Raw genomic sequence first — 17,169 nt, 5'->3', positions numbered from 1 at the left:
CCCAGCGGGTATCGGCATACCCTGCGGGGTTATGTGGAGTGGACTGCCGTGAGGCGAGGGTCAGTAGTCGCTGGGGAACAGCAAGGTTGTGTAGCTTCGGTCGGCTTCCGTGATGATCCAGAGCTTGGACTCGTTGCCGGCGTCAATGTCGTAACTTGAGAACAAACGATCTCCGTGGGTAAGTGCGAGCTGATTGGAAGCTCTGTCCACATCGCATAGCTCGCCCCAGTCGCCAGCCAGGTGGCGATTCAGCGCAGGGGTGGGGTTGAGCTGCCCGGTTTCCACCAGGTGGCTGATAGCGGCAGTCATCACGATCTGTCCTGGGTTAAACAGCGGTGCTGTGACTGGTACGTCAACTGCAGGCGCTACGTCGGTGCTCGCTGGCGAGGAACTGATGATCAGGACCTGGCCGTGATGCACTGAGGAAGGGGTCATCTCCCAAGCACGGATGATCGGGATGAAGCGGTCGGTGAGGATCCTGACTTCTGAGACGTTTCCCTTCTCGTCCTCGGTGAATTCGGTCTTGCGGACCTTGTCCTTGTAGGTATCACCTTTCACGACCAAGGTCCGTCCCGACTTCGAGCGTACAACACCGGAGATTGCACCGGCGGCCAGGGCCAGTGCGAGGTGCCAGCGGGAAAGCTCGCGGACCGGGGCTCGAGGTTGAAGGCCGGCTTGCCCGAAGTGCAAGTTGAAGTCGGGCCAGAGCCCCCGTAACCGCAGAATCTCGGCGGCGAATTGCTCGGGCTCCAGGGTAATGCGGTAGAAATGCTCCAGCTCGCTAGCGGCTGGCGGGACAAGGTACGGCTCCCATGGCCAGATGGCTGGGATCTCCTCGGCCTGTTCCTGCCCGGCGCCGATCGCCTGCAGGCGAGACCTAACCTGGTTGGTGTAAGCCCGGGCCAGGTCGTGCCGGCGCACACGTATGCCGAAGATCACCACCTGTTTGAAGGTGGGGTCTGCAGCACCGTACACGCATAGGTCGGCGAAGTGATTGCTCAGCCATCCAGTCAGCTCGTCGTCCAGCACGTAGTGAGGAACGATGAGCACCATCACGCCGCCGTACTGCAGAAGCGGAAGGCAGCGTTGATAAAAGGCTTTCTCCAGACGCCGGCGGCCGCTGCCTTGATATTGAGATGCACCGGAGTGATCTGCGACCAGGTCACCGTAGGGTGGGTTGAGCCAGAGCAAGCCGAACGACTGGCGGCTGATCAAGGTATCGAAGAGGTCGCTGTGCAGCACCCGGTCGAGTAGGCTACGGGCGTGATCCGCGCGTTCGCGATCGTACTCGACGGCGAACGCTTGGACCTGGTCGCGGCCAAGGAGGTGAGCTGCTTCAGCAAGGGCAACACCCTCGCCGGCGCACGGGTCGCAGATCCTCATCCTGCCCGTAGTGGCGGGAGTGAGCGCCTGCAGTGTGCGTTCGAGAGTGATCTCATCGGTGGGGTAGTAGCCGTTGCGAGCAAAGTTGCGCGCCAGGCGCGGAAACATAAGGGCCATAAGCGTTCCTTGAGTCATAGGTGAGCCCAGGCCTACGCCTGAGCTTCGATAGTGAGTTCGCCGCGACGGATCAGCTCTCCGAGGGAGGGCTCGAGCACGTCGAGCTGCAGAGCGAGCCGCCAGGCGCAGACGTTGCCGACCGCCCCTGGTAGGGCAGTCAGCATGCGGTGCTGGGTGAGGACTTCCATCACGCGCTCGCGCCAATGGTGGAGAAGGGGGAGCGGGCAGGTCTCCATCACCAGCGGCCAGAGCCGTTGGTGTGGGGCTTCATTGCGCTCCAGGAGGGCGAAGGCGAAGTGATTGGCTTGGTCGGGCGCCGAGGCGCGTCGATCGAACAGCCAGAGGTGTACCATGCTGCCGAATAGGGTGCCGCGGAATTGCCGTGTGGTGCGCTTTTCCAGCAGGTCATGGTTAGGGAAAACGGGAATGCTCCGCCCGTCGACGAGAATGTGAAACTGCTCGATGCCATTCTCTTCCCGGCCAAGTGTGAGCCTGGCCAGAAACTCCTGCAGTGCAGTGTCACGACCCCAGGCCGACATGAACACCAGGTTGCGCTGCTCGTCGCACACACAGGCGTCGACATACAGGTCCGGGCATTCCTCGATCTGGAACAAGTGGGATGGGTGCATGATGGCCTCCATTGCGGAGGCGTCCGTCCCAGAGGGCGGAAACGCCCCCCGGGGTGGTCTGGTAGTTAGTTGAAGGTCCTGGTGACTGGATCGAAAGCCACACTGTCTTGTTGGTGCAACGGCCCGTGACCCGCGAGGAAGATTTGAATCCGGTACTGGTCGCGGAGACGTATTGCGGCCTCGGCCTGGTCCAGTGTGAGCTCCATCTCCTCGATGAACAGATCGACGAGCTCCTCGTCAGTCGATACCTCGTTGTTGGACAGCTGGTCCTCGATGTTCGCGAGGGTTTGTTTGCTCAAGTTGCTGAAGATGGGGTTCATGGTGGTGCTCCAGGTAGAAAAATGGAGCCCCCTGAGGAGGCCCCTCAGGGTGTGTGGTTCAGGTTTACTGCTGCAGTGGTCTGGCAGGGCGCATTAAGGCAATGCCCTGGTCCAGGTTTGAGTTTTGAAGTCCATGGTAAAACCGAGCTGCTCCAGCCGCGTGCACTGGGCGCGCAGCCGTTGTCGATCTACGGTGGTGTCGAGCCTCACGGTCTCGCTCAATGGCCACACCGTGCCGAATAGCTCGGCATCGATGTCGTTCGTGCTCGGTGGGGCCGGTGGACTCATCCCAAAGGGTTCATCCGAGGCAAGGGCATCAGTTTGGGGCTGCCGCGCCGGCGTATTTGGAGTCCGACGTGACGGTGTCGGTGTGGGCGGTGGCCCGTCCTCTTCAAGAGGGTCAGGGACGTTGGTTGGCAGGTGTTCTTCGTCCTCGCGACTGAGACCTGTGACATCCTCCAGGGTCATGCCCTCGAGCTCTGCCCTGATCTCAACAACGAGTCGACCGCCGTGTGAGTAATACGATGGGCGAATCTGTTTGATCGCGAAGTCACCTCGGTATTTGCCCTCCTGATACTGATCCAGAAGAGCATCCTTGATGGTGAACTCACCGATCGAAGTACTGAGGCGGCCGACGTTGAATAGCCCGAGTCGGCCGGAGATGGTGCGGATGGCCAACTGGCCGGTGATTGAGATCATGTGCGCTCCCCGTAAAGCATGGGGAACTCCCAGCGGGCGTTCCCCGCGAGGTGGAAGGTGGTCAGCAGTCGAACAGCGGCAGACCGTCGAGAACATTGCTGTTGGGGTCGATGACCAGGAACCTCACGTCAGCCTGAGCGGCCAGAGTGAGTATTCGGATGGTCTCCTCGCTGAAGCCCTCGGCGGCTTGCAGCGCTTGAAGTGTCGAAAGGTCATAACCCCAGTACTGTCTCAGATGTTGGTCGGTCCAGGGCCTGCTGAGAAGTTTGAAACCGATGGCGTCACTTTCGGGCAGGGTGAAGCACTCGAACTGAAGGAGAGCTGTATCAGCCGTTTCAACGAGTGCCTGCAGCTCTTCCCAATCTTCCTCGGGCAGGTGTGCCGAGGCGATCTCGAATGCTTGGCTGCAGCAGGGATGAGGTACAGAGTGATCGCCGGCAGCGATGTGGAAGGGGTTGGGTGATTGTGCCATGTGGCGTGCTCCTGGTTGAGAGGAAGCCACCCCAGAGGATGACCCCTCTGGGTGATTAACTGGCTGTGTCAGGCGGGGTCTGCAGCGGGCTGCAGCTGGATCTGGATGTAGGATGGCTCGTCCTTGGGAGTCACGATCTGCAGCATGAGAGCGACCCAGTCACGGTCGCGGCCGGTGTGGCGCTTAGTGTACACACCGAAGGACAGAGCAGTGGTCTGAGGCTGCTGCTTGAGCTCTTGCCACGCCGTTTGGACGACAGTGGCGAGGCGCTGGCTCATCTCGGCTACACGAGCTGGGTTTTCGAGATAGACCGCCCGCAGCCACGCAGCGTTGTCCAGGACAACTGGAAGAGTGAGGTATGCCTCGGTCGAGGCGGAGGGTATGGACATCAGAGGTCTCCAGAATGAGCGAGGCCTCAGTCCGCGAGGATGAGATCCCCGCGGGTAGGTAAAGTTGAAGGCACTCCATCACTGAGTGATGCGATCGCGCTGCCGAGTGCTAGGCGATCTTGGGTGGGTTGGCGCAACGCGCTGGAGCCTTAAACCCTGGCTCCGGGAGGCACTGTCAACGACAGTGAACCAATACGGAATTCGTTGGACGGTCAGCAGGCAGAAGCCCCGCATGTGCCCGGGCATTGCATTCAAAGTCCCCCCGAAGGGATACCCTTCGGAGGGGAGGACAGGTGGAGCGGGGCGGATCAGAATAAGGCTGCAGCTTCCTGCACTGCGAGATAGTTCTCCATATCGAGCTGAAAACCTTGCCGTTCTGCCTCACGGTTGAACAACTGGTTGTGAGGAAAGGGCAGCTCTTGGTACTGATCCCGCAGCGCGCTGATCATGCTCTTCTTGTATAAATGGAAACGGGGACATGGACCGATGTTGAATATTGGGACAGAGTTGTGACGCTCTAGCATGAGCTCCCAATCCGCCTTGATTGATGTAGCAAATCGTCGCTCGAGAACATCCACACGGATAAAAGCTCCGGCAGCGCGTTCCTCGAAGGGATTGGTAATAAACATGACGCCATTGAAGACTTGGGTGGCTTGGGACATGGTGATGCTCCGATGATGGGTCACCAGCCCAATCGGGTGATGTACCCGAAAGGTGAAGTTGAAACGCGGACGTTGGTTGTCACCTGGGGCCATGAGGCCCCGGGTGGTGGGATCAGTGGGACTGCGCAGTCGTGAAGGAGCTGGCTTTGCGGCTGAAGACAGACATCGCGAAACCGCTCAGCCCGATGAAAGCGCAAGCACCGAAAACAATGTCGCCGAGGATGACGGCGGCGATCAGGATTAGAAGGTTCAACGCGAACAGGATTTTCATGACTGCCTCCTTGGCAGAAAGTGCAGGCGCTGAAATCAGCGCCTTGATGGGGGTTATGCGGCCTGGTTGGCACCCTGGGAAAGATCATTACCGAGGTCAGGGGCAAGCTGTTCACCGAACTGGTCGGCGACTGGCTGTCCCTGATTCAGGGGTTGCTCAGGTTGTTCCTGATTCAACACTTGATCAACACCAGGTTGTCCCTGATTGTCAGCGGGCGTGGTGGCGTTTTTAGGCTTCGCTTCGTACACCAGCTTGCCGTCAACCTTGATCCAGCCAATGAAGAGCAAACGGCCTTTGAGGCTTGCGCCGGCCTGACCCTTCTTGTCGCCTTTATCATAGGTGAAAGCATCAGCCCAGATGTCGCCAATTCGGAAGGAGACAAGCACCTTCTTCCTAGCTTCAACGGCCTGCTGGCAGCGTTTAACCAGCGATTCTGCCTCGGCACCGACAACGTTGCAGTCGATGTAGGAGTACTCGGCGTTATCAGTCGCGCCGTGCAATGCTGCAACGGTTACACAGGTGAATGGTCGGCCCTTGCGGGGACTGACTTCACGGATACGGTTGAGGTAGCCGATGCCAGTGGTATGCAGGTCGAAGAATTTGGCTTCGTTGGATTGGTTGCTCATGAGGATTCTCCAGTTTCAATAGTGAAAGCGGAGAAACACTTCGCCCATGGGGGAAAGTATTCCCCGCGTGGGTTGGGATGTAGCAAGTTGGGTAGGCTTCCATCAATCGGGAGATTGATCAATCGCGCTTCCGGAAGCTTGGCGATTTTGGGGAGATCAACACCGCAGTGGGTGCAGCAGTCTTTCAGATCATGACTGCTCGGGCTGGGGTTACTGACGACGTCAGCAGCTCACGGTGACAAGCATGGAAATGGTGAAGAAGCTTGTCAAGCCCCTGGAATGAAAAAAGCCCCTCAAGAGAGGGGCTGGGATCAGTGGGATCGATGACGCGGATTGAGCTTGGCAAGCCTGCGTTTGAGGTTTGGCCAGTCAGCCCATGCAGCCATCGCCATGCACACTGCGAGCAGCAACAGCAGCATGATCACGCCGAAAGTCGTTTGGCTCATCTCAAGATTCCTCCTGAGTCAGGTAGATTCCTGTCGACCAGATTAACACACCAACTGCCAATGCAAGTGCAGTCAGGATGCGATGCTCGCCCAGGAAGATACCGATTAAGCCAGCAGCGACTGCGGTCGTGCCAATTTTCCGGAGGTCTTCAGCGATTGCAGACAGTTTTTTGCGGCCCATGGCTTTCCTTGTGGGTTAATCGGAAAGCCTCCCACCGGGAGGTTTCCCGATGGGGGTGAGTGTGGTTCAGACGGTCAGGCGATGAGCTGGTCCAAAGGTCCGAACTTTGGAAGTGGGCCGACAAACGACGTCGAGGCAGGGGCGGCTTTTCGCACACTACTGCGCTTACGTTTCGGCTTATCCGGCTTGGCTTCTTTGGTGTTTTCCTCATACCAGCGGTTCAGATCCACGCCTCGACGAGCGAGCGTAGGCGTCTTTGACAGTTCGTCCCAGTCGTTGCGCGTGCAGAGCATATGCAGGCCCGCGGACGGTATGTCAGTGGACGGTAGCTCTCTGGTCGCGCCGTCCTTCAACGAGCGACGACAAGCGGACACTAAGGTACCAACGGAGTAGCCGACACGGAAAGAGATCGAGTGGGTGGGTTGTGCAGACATTGCGGTCATGGTGATTCTCCTGCGAGTCGAGAGAGCGCGGAGAAACACTGACCCTACGGGGAAGTGTATTCCCCGCTGGGTTTGCGGAAGGAGCTTCTATCGACGGAGGTCGATCGGTCGTGCTGCCAGAAGCTAAACGACCTTGGGTTGGTGGATCACACAAACTTTGTGCTGCAGCATTACGGATCCGAGCTGCATGGGGCATGTTGCTGACGACGTCAGCAGATCACGGCTTAATAATCGGAGTGGGGAAGGGGTGTGTCAAGCGGGAGGAGATGGAAAGGGCGAGAGGGGAGGGAGAAGGCCGGCTGGATCAGACCTCGAAAGGTGATCCAGCCGTGAATTGAAAAAAAGTTTAAGGAGCCACCTGTGTCGGAATCGTCGATCCCTGGGCATTGATCGTCTTGATTCTCATCACCTGGCCATTCTCGTGGCTTTGGCCAGCAAACGTGAGGCACGCATCCGCGCACAAAAGGAGCCCGGCTTATCGCCGGCGGGCCACCGGCAGGGGGGAGAGTACCCATTGGGTAGCCTGATGGACCTTAGACAAGTCCATCAGGCTACCCAAAGGGAAGAAAAGAGGAGGGGCCACATTACCAATGTGGCCCTTGGATCAAAGAAGCACCGAACCTCTTGAAACTCTATGTGCCTGTGAACTCGATTATCACGAGTTAGACGGCTGCGCGACTAGAGAGAGCAGGGAGACACAGGGAGAGCTTTCAACCAGATCCGCACGCCCTTCCCGGAGCTATAGCGTGCTTACGGTTTGGTGTTGAGGCGAACCACAACACCAGGGCGCTACTGATGACCGTCAGTAGCCAACGGGGTTGAACCAAAGCTGATGTCATTATGGGTTGTACCGTGACTGGGATGCAAGGCTCGTAGGCATTTTCGCACGACGTCAACGGTCAATAGACGGCAACTACTGCACCCTCTGGGACTGGCGCTGGAATAGCTATCGCCATGTTTCCTCCTTTCGGCGAGTACAACTGGCCTGATCTCTTCACACCAACGGTCGTGGATTCAGTCCGTTCGCTCAATGCTGAGGGTAGACCGGCAGGAGCGGTCCCCGCGATGTAGGTGTAGGACACACCTCCAAAGACGTACGTGGCGATTCCGCTCTGTTTTGAGTACCAGCTTGGGAGATTTAGTAATGCATCCGCTGGTGCTCCAGTGAACCCAGGATTTGCCCGAGCATACTCTGCTGCGGCGGAGCGGTAGATCAGCAGGCTCCTGCTGAGGGAATCGATCGTGGCCTGCTCAGAAACGGCCTCATCGGCGTGCTGAACCTGGGTGAAGATGCTTCCTGCCAAAATCAGCAGGGTCATAGCAATCCAGTAGATGAACATGACGAAGTCCTGAGGGATGAGCGTTGTGGACTATAGTCCGCTGACGATTATAGTCAACAATCCGAAAATCCTGATCTTTGATCTCGTGATCTCGGGTTGGACTTTTGGAATTACAACCAGACTCTTCGAAAAAGCACAATCATGCGTTTGGCATGGTGTTGGCCGAGCTGCGCACTGCTAGGGGCATCTCGCAAGAAAAGCTGAGTTTCGAAGCTGGGGTTGATAGGTCCTACATCAGTCTGCTTGAGCGTGGCCACAAATCTCCAACCCTGGACACAGTTTTCAACCTTTGCCACGCATTGGAAATCCGATTCGACCAGCTGGCCAGGCTGCTGCAGGCCAAAATGGAAGAGTTGAATGACCCAGGACATGACGCTCGCTGAAGGTTTAACCCTTTATCGACAGAAAATCTCCGTACTAAAGAAAGGGTTTGTGCAAGAAAGTTACCGCATCTCTAGTCTGATGAAGTCCAGGTATGCTGACAAGAGCATGCGTGATTTTCGAAGCCCTGATATCGCTTGCCTCCGCGACGAACGCCTATCGCAGACCAACCCTAAAACCGGATTACCCATTTCACCATCAACGGTGCGTCTGGAAATGTCCTTGTTGTCGAACGTGTTCGACATCGGCCGGATCGAGTGGGGGGTGTGCGAGTCGAACCCGGTCTCGAACGTACGTAAACCCAAAGCAGCACCTGGTCGGGATCGGCGTTTAACTGCCCGCGAAGAGCGCCAGATCATGCGTTATTGCCACGCGCACCCCACACCAGACTTCTACGTCTTAGTAGTCCTGGCCATTGAGACTGCAATGCGACAGGGTGAGCTGTTGAAGCTTGAGTGGGAGCACATCAGCCTGCAACGACGAATTGCGCATCTGCCCGACACCAAAAACGGATCGAAGCGGGATGTACCCCTGAGCCTTAAGGCTCGTGATGTGTTGATCAAGCTTGGCGCTCGGACAAAGGGCAAGGTATTTGGCTACACCTCCAACGGGTTGAAGTCTGCTTGGCGAATCATGCTCCAGCGATTGGACATCAAGGACCTTCATTTCCACGACCTCCGGCATGAAGCCTGCTCGCGCCTGTTTGAGCTTGGCACGCTCGATATCATGGAAATTGCTGCGATCAGTGGGCACAAGAGCCTGGCGATGTTGAAGAGGTACACCCACTTGAAGGCGTCCCGATTGGTCAAGAAGCTCGAGGGTAATAAGCACCGTGGCCAGCAGGTGATCATCAATCACCTGGTACCGTATCCAGCTGTCGTTTCGGAAAGACCCCACGGCGTGGTTGTGCGGGTACTCGATTTTGATGATGTACAAGGTACTGGGCGCACTGCGGAGGTGGCAAGGCGAGTAGCGCAAGATGCGTTGTTACGGCATCTAATGGTGGCTTTGCGGGACAAGGAGCCTATTCCAGCACCTGACCAGTACCTGGAGCAGGTCAATGAGGGCGACATAATCATGCTCGACCCCCTGAGCCAGAATTGCCCCTCAGAAAGGGTCACACTTTCCTGCAGTGATTAGGTGATGCCTAGAATTAGCCCAGGCCAGGTGGTTTGGGCATCGCAGGGAGATCCTATTGCCAATCCGGTGTGTGGAAAACGGTAAGTGGATTGGGTCTCAACGAACAAATTTCTGGGCTATGTCAGCCAGCCTATTTGTCATCTAAGACCTGCTACCTCGCTGACTCGTCTTGGTACTGTTCCCTCACTGGAGTTTCTGGAGCAGGGGAGGATGAGGATGGGTACATATATTTAAGTGATAACAAGTGGTATATGTATACCTATCGGGGTTCGTGGCCTGCGAAGTATAGATGGGCTTGCTTCAGATAGTTTGCCAACTCCGGTGCTTGGCGTTCGAGTGGTGGCGGTAAAATTCTAACTGGCTTCATTACGCACGGGCAACAGATACCGCTCCCACCAAGTAGCTCGGCCAGTAGTTTTACGTGGTCAGCATCTGACGCAGCTATTCCACACCCGGCATCCTGTCCAGACTACGCGGGGGGGACTTTGCCTATGCCGACTCGAATCGCATCGTCTCATATGGCTTTTATGACAAGGGGCTTTTATTATTGGTGGTGCTTGCAGTTGTGTAATTGCATGTGACTGAAGGGTTTTGACAACTCACTGATATTCATAGGCGATAAGGCGTTTATGGCAGCGAGAGCATCTCAAAGAGATACAAACAATGTCATCAGCATAAATGCGCCCGACCTCCACGGGCTTATGCCCAAAGAGCCCACAGACTGCAGCTCGCACCTTTCGGGCATGCAGAAGAAAGATCTTCCGAGTCATCTATTTATCATTCCTATTTATTTTGGGCAGCAAATGGCATACATGCTTCCAGCCCAGAGATACGGCAGGCATTGATAGCTCGCCGGAACCACCGCAGCTCCAATTGCCTTTCCCTGAGGTAAATTGTTGACGTGCCATTTCGCGGATGCAGTGACGACCCAAGAGTCACTGTCGGTGCCGGATCTAGGCCACTCTCTTGAGGTGCTCTCAGCTATCCCGCATTGTGAAATGTCTACTTTGCCCTTGCTTGTAGCCCACGCACCAGATTGGCAATGCGTCATCACTCCAGCATCTGGCAAGCTAGGGATGGTCTGAAGTAGCCATGTGCTTCTGGCCGGCTTCGACCATCGCTGATTTTGAAAGTGGCGAGTCGACCCAAAACGCTCAGATCACTGACTCATTCCTGTCTTTTTAGCCGCAGCGAGCACCTCGCGGCGGCTATTCCCCACATTACAGGCGCACCTCTCCTGCATTGCTCAGTAAATGTCGACGGGCCATCCACAGATTCGACAGGGCAAACAGCGTCAGCAGCTGTGCCGTGTTCTTGGCCAGGCCACGGAAGCGCGTCTTCACATAACCAAACTGGCGCTTGATCACCCGGAACGGGTGCTCGACCTTCGCCCTTACCTGCGCTTTGGCTTTTTCGATCTTGCGCTTGGCTTTGTACAGGACGCTGCGCTTGCCCAGTTTCTGGTAGGTGCTACGCCGGGCGGCAATTTGCCAGATGACCTGACGACCTTCATGCTCGGGGCGTTTCTCCACTCCGGTATAACCGGCATCGGCACAGACCACGTTTTCGTCGCCGTGCAGCAGCTTATCGACCTGCGTGACATCGGCCACATTGGCCGCCGTGCCCACCACACTATGCACCAGGCCCGACTCGTCATCCACACCGATATGGGCCTTCATGCCGAAGTACCATTGATTGCCTTTCTTGGCCTGGTGCATTTCCGGGTCGCGCTTGCCGTCCTGGTTCTTGGTCGAACTCGGCGCATGAATCAGCGTGGCATCGACGATGGTGCCCTGGCGCAGCGACAGGCCGCGATCTCCCAGGTAGCCATTGATCACGCCCAAAATCCCTGCCGCCAGCTCGTGCTTTTCCAGCAGGCGACGGAAGTTGAGGATGGTGGTTTCGTCGGGAATGCGCTCCAGGCTCAGCCCAGCAAACTGGCGCAGAATGGTCGTTTCGTAGAGCGCTTCCTCCATTGCCGGATCGCTGTAGCCGAACCAGTTCTGCATCAGATGTATGCGCAGCATCGCCATAAACGGATAGGCCGGACGACCGCCTTCACCCTTCGGGTAGTGCGGCTCGATCAGGGTAATCAAACCCTTCCACGGCACCACCTGATCCATCTCGATAAGGAACAATTCCTTGCGGGTCTGCTTGCGCTTGCCGGCGTACTCGGCATCGGCGAAGGTCATCTGCTTCATCAGGCGTCTCGGCGGGTGAGATCAGGCATTCTGCCAAATCTGGAAGTCCTCTTCAGAGTTTCCCTAGATGGTAACTATCTAAAGTCATATCGTTTATGAGACCAATCAGAACTGATCCTTCCGGACAATAGGCTTCAGCAGATTTGGAGGAGTCGTGATAGGAAACGTACCCACCGATCACCTTCTCACCGAGCGAGGCATTTGAGGCTGATTTCCACACACCGGATTGGCAAGAAGGTGTGAGGCATTGGCATGTAAGAGGCGCACCCACGTTGTTTTTTGACTGAATACCGATCTTTGGGCATGCCTGTCCTTCGACAGCGGTACTCTCGATATCCAGGTATTCACCAACAGTGACACGTCCGTCAGCCTGCAGTGTGCCCCCCCGTACCTGACCACCGGTGTACAGGCCTTTGTCGTTAAGTACTCGAACCCAGTTGGCATCGGACTGGTAGATCCCGCCGCCCCACTTTTCGCTGTACCAGCCGGTGTCCCCCTTGGTCCTGAACCAGCCTCCCGTTGTCGTCTCACCTGTTGCGGTGACATTGCGTGCAGAGACGTCACTTGTGGTGGTGACATTGCCGGATGCCGTGATCGCTCCAGCGTTATTAATGTTGTTTCCGCCCATGTCGAGGTGGGTATTCATCCGGTTGTACTCAGGATGGTTTGGCACAGCGTTGCGGTAGAGGTAATCGTTGGCCAGGTCACCATCCATCAGGAAGAGCGCGCTTGCCGTGTGGCCGGCCCCTGGATTGACGCCGTAGTTGCTCAACGTAACTTGCCACCCGCCACGTACGCCCTCGATCACTCCTGCCTGCAGCTTGGAAATGAAGCCACCTGGTCCACCGAGGTGTTCTGCAATGGCGCGAATTCCGAGTTCAGGAATGGCTTGGCCACCTGTAGTGATGACTATTGCTTCGAGCTGGTTCGGGTTGGGCTTCCTGGCCAGACCGATGAGGGTTTGACCAAAGCTGTTGGTTGAGCTGAAGCCCGCCGGCAGGTAGTTGGTGTTTTGCAGCATGGCAACTGTGACCTGGACGGGGGAAGTGGGCCCAGCGCTGGCCAGCACGACGGCGTAGTTGTCCTTGAGGTATTTGCTGAACGCTTCTGACATTGTCCTCTGCTGTTCTGCAGCGATCCGATAGTCCTGCTTTTTCGCAGCATCGATTGCGTATCCTCCAGCCAAGGAGAGGACGATGGTAAGGACGATTAATCCGACCATGGCATCGAGGGAAGCAAAGCCCCTCTGTTTACGCTTACTCATCATTCCAAATGTTCCTGCTCGACTGGTTGGCGATGTCTTGCTCAAGCATTTGTAGCGTCCCCTGTCGGATCTTCTCTCTGATCGCGGGAGCATCCCCGTCGCTCAATGAGAGACACTCCAGGGTCAGCCTTGCGGAGCCATGATCACTTCGCTGAAGCGTCTGATGTATCACTGCGACAAGCCCCTGCGAGAGGATCTGCAGCGCATTCGGCAGTTGGGGCTGGGCTAGCACAGCCAGCCGCTCGATCCCCTTGACCACGCTTCCAGCGTGGCCCGTGCAGATGATGAAGTGGCCGTTGATTGATGCTTGAACGGCTTGTACAGCAGTCGGGGTATCGCGTACCTCGCCGACGAAAATCAGATCTGCCCGAGTTCGCAGTGCACGAATGAGGGCCTCACCGTATCCGCCTTGCCGACGCGATACTGGCACCTGGACGCACCGGCCTTTGCCATGGAGCCCGTGAAGAGGAGTGTCGGGTGGATCCTCTACAGCTAGCGCAAGCCCGCCGTGTTGCACCAGGCGGGCTTGCACGATTGAAGCAGCGCTTGTGGTCTTCCCCGAGGCCATTTCACCGCAGATGAAAACGAGGCCCTTGGTGGCTTCGCTCATCACACAGTTGTGAACGGCATCAGGCAGTCCGATATCCATTAGTGGCAGGATCTTGGCGGCAGAGCGATTCAAGACGAACAGAGGCTTCGCATACACATCGAGCATGTAGGTGACCCGGAAGAGCACCGAATCCTCGATCACGATCGAAAACTCGGGCTCTCCTGTGGCATCGAGCTGATCCTGGCAGCGGGCTTTCAAGCGTTTGATCTCTTCCTGCCATTCGGCCGGCGCCGCGACGCGTCGGGGCTGGCCCTCCAGCCCCTTAACATCCGCGAAATCGTGCCCCAGATAGAGGTCGATGAAAGTTGCGCTCGCGATCAGGCTCACATCACAGTCCTTAATAGGCAGTCCAGGCGAGGGTGTTTGTAGCTCCGGAACAGGATGTGGTGGCCGCGGCTGTCAGGACCTCGCCACTAATCGCCGATCCCCCGTTGATCGTGGTCGTGGTCTGATTGTCCTTCGCGACCTTGGTTGCGAGCGAAATGCAAGCGCTCTTGGGGACATTGGTGATAGTGAGGGTGTAGGTCATGCCATTGCTGACGCTGGTCACCGCACCGTTCCATTGGTTGGTCACGGTAGAGCCCGACACGCCCATGTTGCCGGTGCCATCGATCGCGATAAGTGAAGGAATCAGGTTGGTGCCTGAGGCTCCATATCCGGCCCGACTTTTAAGCTGCTTGGTGTTGCTCATGATCGTTGTAATGTTGCTCAGCTCGACGGTGGAGTCGGTTCCTCCGAGCGCCTTGAAGCCCGCATAGGCAATAAAGCCCAGGACGACTACAGCGAAGATGGTCCACAGCAGTGCGTCGATTGACATGAAGCCAGCTTGTTTAGTGCGGCGAGAGCGCATCATTGCATTTACCCCTTGGTGATTATGTTGAGCAGTGTTTAAAGCGAGTCAGTGATCCCGAGAGCTAGCTGGAAAATGCCTATCACGACGAGGATCATCAGCAGTCCCATAAGCAGCGCAGAGATCGAGGCAAAGGTTTTTGAGATGGTCTCGATTCTTTTGAGCATTTGGTCGAGCCACCGGTTGGCAAAGCGCTCCATTGAGGTGGCAAAGCCTTTACGGGTTGCTAGGACCTGCAGAAAGTGGATGGCCATCTGGTCCGGGAATTTATGGCCTGCAAGCTTCAGCGCTGAGCCGAAATCCTTGCCGGAGCTCACGCCGTAGTGGATTGCGTCAATTCGCTCTCGCAGCCACGGCGACGCGCTGCGCCTCAAGATGCTCAAGGCGTTCAACTGGCTGATGCCGGTGCGGAGCATGACTGACATGTTCAGCAGGAAGATCGAGCCCTGCATGACTTTGTAGATTGACCAAGGCGGAAGCGACTCGAGGCTCACCCTGATGCGTTGCAACGTATGGCTTAGCTGAACCTTCCAGTCCGGACTGTTGGGCTGAATTTCCAGACCACAGAAGTAGGGCAACGTGATGATCGATGTGATTGCTAGCCCAACGGTCAAAGCAACCATGTACAGACCGTAATGCGTCACCACATTGGACATGATGTAGAGAAATGCAGGTACACCTACCCATGCCTCGGGGTTGGAGCGTTGGGCCATGGTTGGTACCAACCACCCAGCCACCACAAACATGAGGGCGAACATCAGCGACCAGGTTATGGTGGGCATAGCGAAGACTGAAACGACGAGGCGAGTTATCCTCTGGCGGACTTCGATGATCCTGACGCAATCGCGTAGGGCGGGTGCCAGTGTTCCAGTCTGTTCGCCTGTTTCGATCAGGGAGCTCTCGTCAAACGGAAGGTAGGCGCGACATGAACTGGCGAGTGATTTACCCCCCCGCACCGATCTGGCCACCCGGCTGCAAATAATCGACACCGGATGAAGCTGCTTACCTTCGTTGCTGAATGCCTTCTCGACGGTTTCAAGGGCCTCGTCGATCGGAATCGAGTCCTCGATCACACCAATGAGGGATTCGTAAAATTGAATCCGCTCATTCGAACCAAATTGCTTCGCATAGAAGCCTTCTACCCAGTCGGCGTACGCTTCGCGTAGGCCGGTCCAAAGGTCGGCAATCAGATCACGCATGTGACAGCTCCACGAGCTGTTGATCAAAGTCTAGTGGGCCGACCATTGTTTCGGCATGGCGAGGGTCAACTATGCCTGCTGCGATCTTCATCCGAGCATGGGCAATCTTGGTGATGCCACCCATCTCTTTTACCCAGTGTCGCCGGGCAGCGCTTGCGCCTTGCTCGTTAAACACCTTCATAAAGAGCAGATCGGTGAGCAGCATCTCTGCAGCAACGGTCCGATCGACAAGTGCCATGCCCTTGCATTGGGGGCATCCCTCACCGGTCAAGTACACCTGGTCGACCATGTGCAGCTTGGCCAACCTGTTGAACAATGCTTTGTCGAGCGCAGACTGGTGCTCAAGCAATGGGACCTTGCAGTGCGGACAGAGAACAGGGAGCAACGACTGGTTGATGATGCCAGTGGTCAGCGCGGGGTCCGTGACCAGGTAGTGTGGTACGCCCATGTCGATCAGGCGTGGGATCGCGGCAATGGCATCGTTGGTGTGAAGCGTTGACCACACCTGGTGGCCTGTCATGCCCCCCGTGTATGCGGCCTGCGCCGACGCCAGGTCACGAAGCTCGCCATACATGAGAACGTCGGGGTCCAGACGTACCGTGTTAGTAATCGCTTCACTCCACGTTTCAGCTGCACCCAGCGCAGATTGGTTAGCTTTGAGGCGGTATTCAGGAGGGTTCTCCAAGGTGAGGATGTGGCGCGTACCCTCGGTCTCATCGTGGAGCAGATTGAGGTTGACCTGGAGAGACTTCGATTTGCCTGAGCCGGTGGGGCCTGTGAAGAGGTTCACGCCATAGGGCAGGCTGCGTAAGCGAGCGAAGTGCTCGATCTGTTCAGGTAGGAAGCCCAGCTCATCTAGAGTTTGCTTGGAGGCGTCGTCGTACAGGAGACGCATGATCATCAGCGGCCCGTCGACCAGGGGGCGAGTGGCAATACGCGCGCCGAAAAGACCAAGCTGTTCAACGAAGCGACGACTCACTCGAGCGTCTTGGGGGATGTGAGCCTGATAGTGTTCCTTCGATACGTCGCACATGCTGTTGTAGAGAGCTGAGCACAGCTCGTTCCCGACTTCACTCTTTTCCTGGCGTGCTTCCCATAGCAAGCCGTGGACGCGATAGAAGAGCTTGGTGATGTCATGCCCCACGACGATGTGGATATCGCTCGCACCGGCTTTATGGGCGTGACCAATCAATTCCAGAGCTTGCGCTTGGCGAAGAGTCTCTGCTTGTGAACCTTGCCCAGCGTGCTGGGCGGCGGTGTCGTAAAGAGATTTGATCTGAACCATCGAGGCTGACTGGATTTGGAAGTCGAACTCTTCATGTTCCAGTCGATCGATGAACGCCATTACGTACGGATCGGAAAGGTAGTTATCCGAGATGTGCAGTACGCCATCTGCGGTGAGGGCCAACACTTGGCGAAGTTCATCCTTGATCTCGAAGCGGCCACTCTTTGCCGTCAGCACAACAGAGGAAAGAGACGAAGTAATTGGGGTGAGAGGGGAGGCCTCAACGTCGATAGTTTGCAAGGTGAGATCATTCATATCAGC

At 56.7% G+C, this 17,169-nt stretch carries 21 protein-coding genes; 2 read left to right on the top strand and 19 right to left on the bottom strand.

All coding sequences use genetic code 11. The features are described from left to right. Window positions 1-60: 60 nt before the first annotated feature. From E6B08_RS23335 to pilM, 13 genes are all read right to left on the bottom strand, one after another. The gene (locus E6B08_RS23335; RefSeq protein ID WP_136916176.1) at window positions 61-1,500 is read right to left on the bottom strand and encodes a DUF6094 domain-containing protein; all 1,440 of its coding nucleotides are present in this window, start codon (window positions 1,498-1,500) and stop codon (window positions 61-63) included. A 32-nt stretch (window positions 1,501-1,532) separates the two neighbouring features. Then, the gene (locus E6B08_RS23330; protein ID WP_416194363.1) at window positions 1,533-2,129 is read right to left on the bottom strand and encodes a hypothetical protein; all 597 of its coding nucleotides are present in this window, start codon (window positions 2,127-2,129) and stop codon (window positions 1,533-1,535) included. A gap of 65 nt (window positions 2,130-2,194) precedes the next feature. Beyond that, complete coding sequence (locus E6B08_RS23325; RefSeq protein WP_136916175.1) at window positions 2,195-2,449, bottom strand: hypothetical protein; 255 nt, start codon at window positions 2,447-2,449, stop codon at window positions 2,195-2,197. Window positions 2,450-2,542: 93 nt separating this feature from the next. Next, window positions 2,543-3,148, bottom strand: coding sequence for a DUF3275 family protein (locus E6B08_RS23320; protein WP_136916174.1), 606 nt, complete (start codon window positions 3,146-3,148; stop codon window positions 2,543-2,545). Between the two features lie 61 nt (window positions 3,149-3,209). Continuing rightward, window positions 3,210-3,620, bottom strand: a complete 411-nt coding sequence (locus tag E6B08_RS23315) for a hypothetical protein (protein ID WP_136916173.1) — start codon at window positions 3,618-3,620, stop codon at window positions 3,210-3,212. 68 nt (window positions 3,621-3,688) lie between these two features. Further along, window positions 3,689-4,009, bottom strand: coding sequence for a hypothetical protein (locus tag E6B08_RS23310; protein WP_136916172.1), 321 nt, complete (start codon window positions 4,007-4,009; stop codon window positions 3,689-3,691). A 308-nt stretch (window positions 4,010-4,317) separates the two neighbouring features. Further along, window positions 4,318-4,671 carry a hypothetical protein gene (locus E6B08_RS23305; protein ID WP_136916171.1) on the bottom strand — a complete coding sequence of 118 codons (354 nt, stop codon included), beginning with the start codon at window positions 4,669-4,671 and terminating at the stop codon, window positions 4,318-4,320. A 112-nt stretch (window positions 4,672-4,783) separates the two neighbouring features. After that, window positions 4,784-4,942: a hypothetical protein gene (locus E6B08_RS30900; protein ID WP_192938585.1), complete on the bottom strand. Its 159-nt coding sequence runs from the start codon at window positions 4,940-4,942 to the stop codon at window positions 4,784-4,786. A 53-nt stretch (window positions 4,943-4,995) separates the two neighbouring features. Continuing rightward, window positions 4,996-5,568 (bottom strand): STY4534 family ICE replication protein, encoded by a 573-nt coding sequence (locus E6B08_RS23300; RefSeq protein ID WP_136916170.1) that lies wholly within the window; start codon window positions 5,566-5,568, stop codon window positions 4,996-4,998. Window positions 5,569-5,879: 311 nt separating this feature from the next. Beyond that, window positions 5,880-6,014 (bottom strand): hypothetical protein, encoded by a 135-nt coding sequence (locus tag E6B08_RS31370; protein WP_256669128.1) that lies wholly within the window; start codon window positions 6,012-6,014, stop codon window positions 5,880-5,882. Window position 6,015: 1 nt separating this feature from the next. Continuing rightward, entirely contained in the window at window positions 6,016-6,195 is a 180-nt protein-coding gene (locus E6B08_RS23295) for a hypothetical protein (RefSeq protein WP_136916169.1), read from the bottom strand. A 74-nt stretch (window positions 6,196-6,269) separates the two neighbouring features. Beyond that, a complete protein-coding gene (locus tag E6B08_RS23290; RefSeq protein WP_136916168.1) occupies window positions 6,270-6,638 on the bottom strand; it encodes a hypothetical protein in 369 nt (122 codons plus the stop codon). Window positions 6,639-7,537: 899 nt separating this feature from the next. Then, complete coding sequence (pilM, locus tag E6B08_RS23280; RefSeq protein ID WP_136916167.1) at window positions 7,538-7,978, bottom strand: type IV pilus biogenesis protein PilM; 441 nt, start codon at window positions 7,976-7,978, stop codon at window positions 7,538-7,540. Window positions 7,979-8,130: 152 nt separating this feature from the next. Here pilM and E6B08_RS23275 point away from each other — a divergent pair, with 152 nt between their 5' ends. Together E6B08_RS23275 and E6B08_RS23270 are read left to right on the top strand one after the other, a co-directional pair. Then, window positions 8,131-8,361, top strand: a complete 231-nt coding sequence (locus E6B08_RS23275; protein WP_136917481.1) for a helix-turn-helix domain-containing protein — start codon at window positions 8,131-8,133, stop codon at window positions 8,359-8,361. Continuing rightward, the gene (locus tag E6B08_RS23270) at window positions 8,336-9,499 is read left to right on the top strand and encodes a tyrosine-type recombinase/integrase (RefSeq protein WP_136916166.1); all 1,164 of its coding nucleotides are present in this window, start codon (window positions 8,336-8,338) and stop codon (window positions 9,497-9,499) included. The genes E6B08_RS23275 and E6B08_RS23270 overlap by 26 nt, the downstream gene beginning before the upstream one ends. Window positions 9,500-10,719: 1,220 nt before the next feature. Here the strand turns inward: E6B08_RS23270 and E6B08_RS23265 are convergent. The 6 genes from E6B08_RS23265 to E6B08_RS23240 all read right to left on the bottom strand — a co-directional run bounded on the left by E6B08_RS23265 (window position 10,720) and on the right by E6B08_RS23240 (window position 17,163). Continuing rightward, window positions 10,720-11,700 carry an IS5 family transposase gene (locus tag E6B08_RS23265; RefSeq protein WP_136912775.1) on the bottom strand — a complete coding sequence of 327 codons (981 nt, stop codon included), beginning with the start codon at window positions 11,698-11,700 and terminating at the stop codon, window positions 10,720-10,722. 52 nt (window positions 11,701-11,752) lie between these two features. Next, the gene (pilV, locus tag E6B08_RS23260; RefSeq protein WP_136916165.1) at window positions 11,753-12,967 is read right to left on the bottom strand and encodes a shufflon system plasmid conjugative transfer pilus tip adhesin PilV; all 1,215 of its coding nucleotides are present in this window, start codon (window positions 12,965-12,967) and stop codon (window positions 11,753-11,755) included. Next, on the bottom strand, window positions 12,957-13,901 hold the full coding sequence (locus E6B08_RS23255; protein ID WP_136916164.1) for an ATPase, T2SS/T4P/T4SS family: 945 nt from the start codon (window positions 13,899-13,901) through the stop codon (window positions 12,957-12,959). Before E6B08_RS23255 ends, pilV begins: the two co-directional genes overlap by 11 nt. A gap of 10 nt (window positions 13,902-13,911) precedes the next feature. Beyond that, window positions 13,912-14,391, bottom strand: coding sequence for a type 4 pilus major pilin (locus E6B08_RS23250; protein ID WP_238349256.1), 480 nt, complete (start codon window positions 14,389-14,391; stop codon window positions 13,912-13,914). Between the two features lie 71 nt (window positions 14,392-14,462). Continuing rightward, on the bottom strand, window positions 14,463-15,623 hold the full coding sequence (locus E6B08_RS23245; RefSeq protein ID WP_136916162.1) for a type II secretion system F family protein: 1,161 nt from the start codon (window positions 15,621-15,623) through the stop codon (window positions 14,463-14,465). Then, window positions 15,616-17,163, bottom strand: a complete 1,548-nt coding sequence (locus E6B08_RS23240; RefSeq protein WP_136916161.1) for a GspE/PulE family protein — start codon at window positions 17,161-17,163, stop codon at window positions 15,616-15,618. The genes E6B08_RS23245 and E6B08_RS23240 overlap by 8 nt, the downstream gene beginning before the upstream one ends. Window positions 17,164-17,169 lie beyond the last annotated feature (6 nt).

Origin of the sequence: Pseudomonas putida, assembly GCF_005080685.1 — a bacterium.
Classification (GTDB): domain Bacteria; phylum Pseudomonadota; class Gammaproteobacteria; order Pseudomonadales; family Pseudomonadaceae; genus Aquipseudomonas; species Aquipseudomonas putida_V.
Note: the sequence above shows the minus strand (reverse complement) of the source record. Positions and strands in the feature narration are given on the sequence as shown.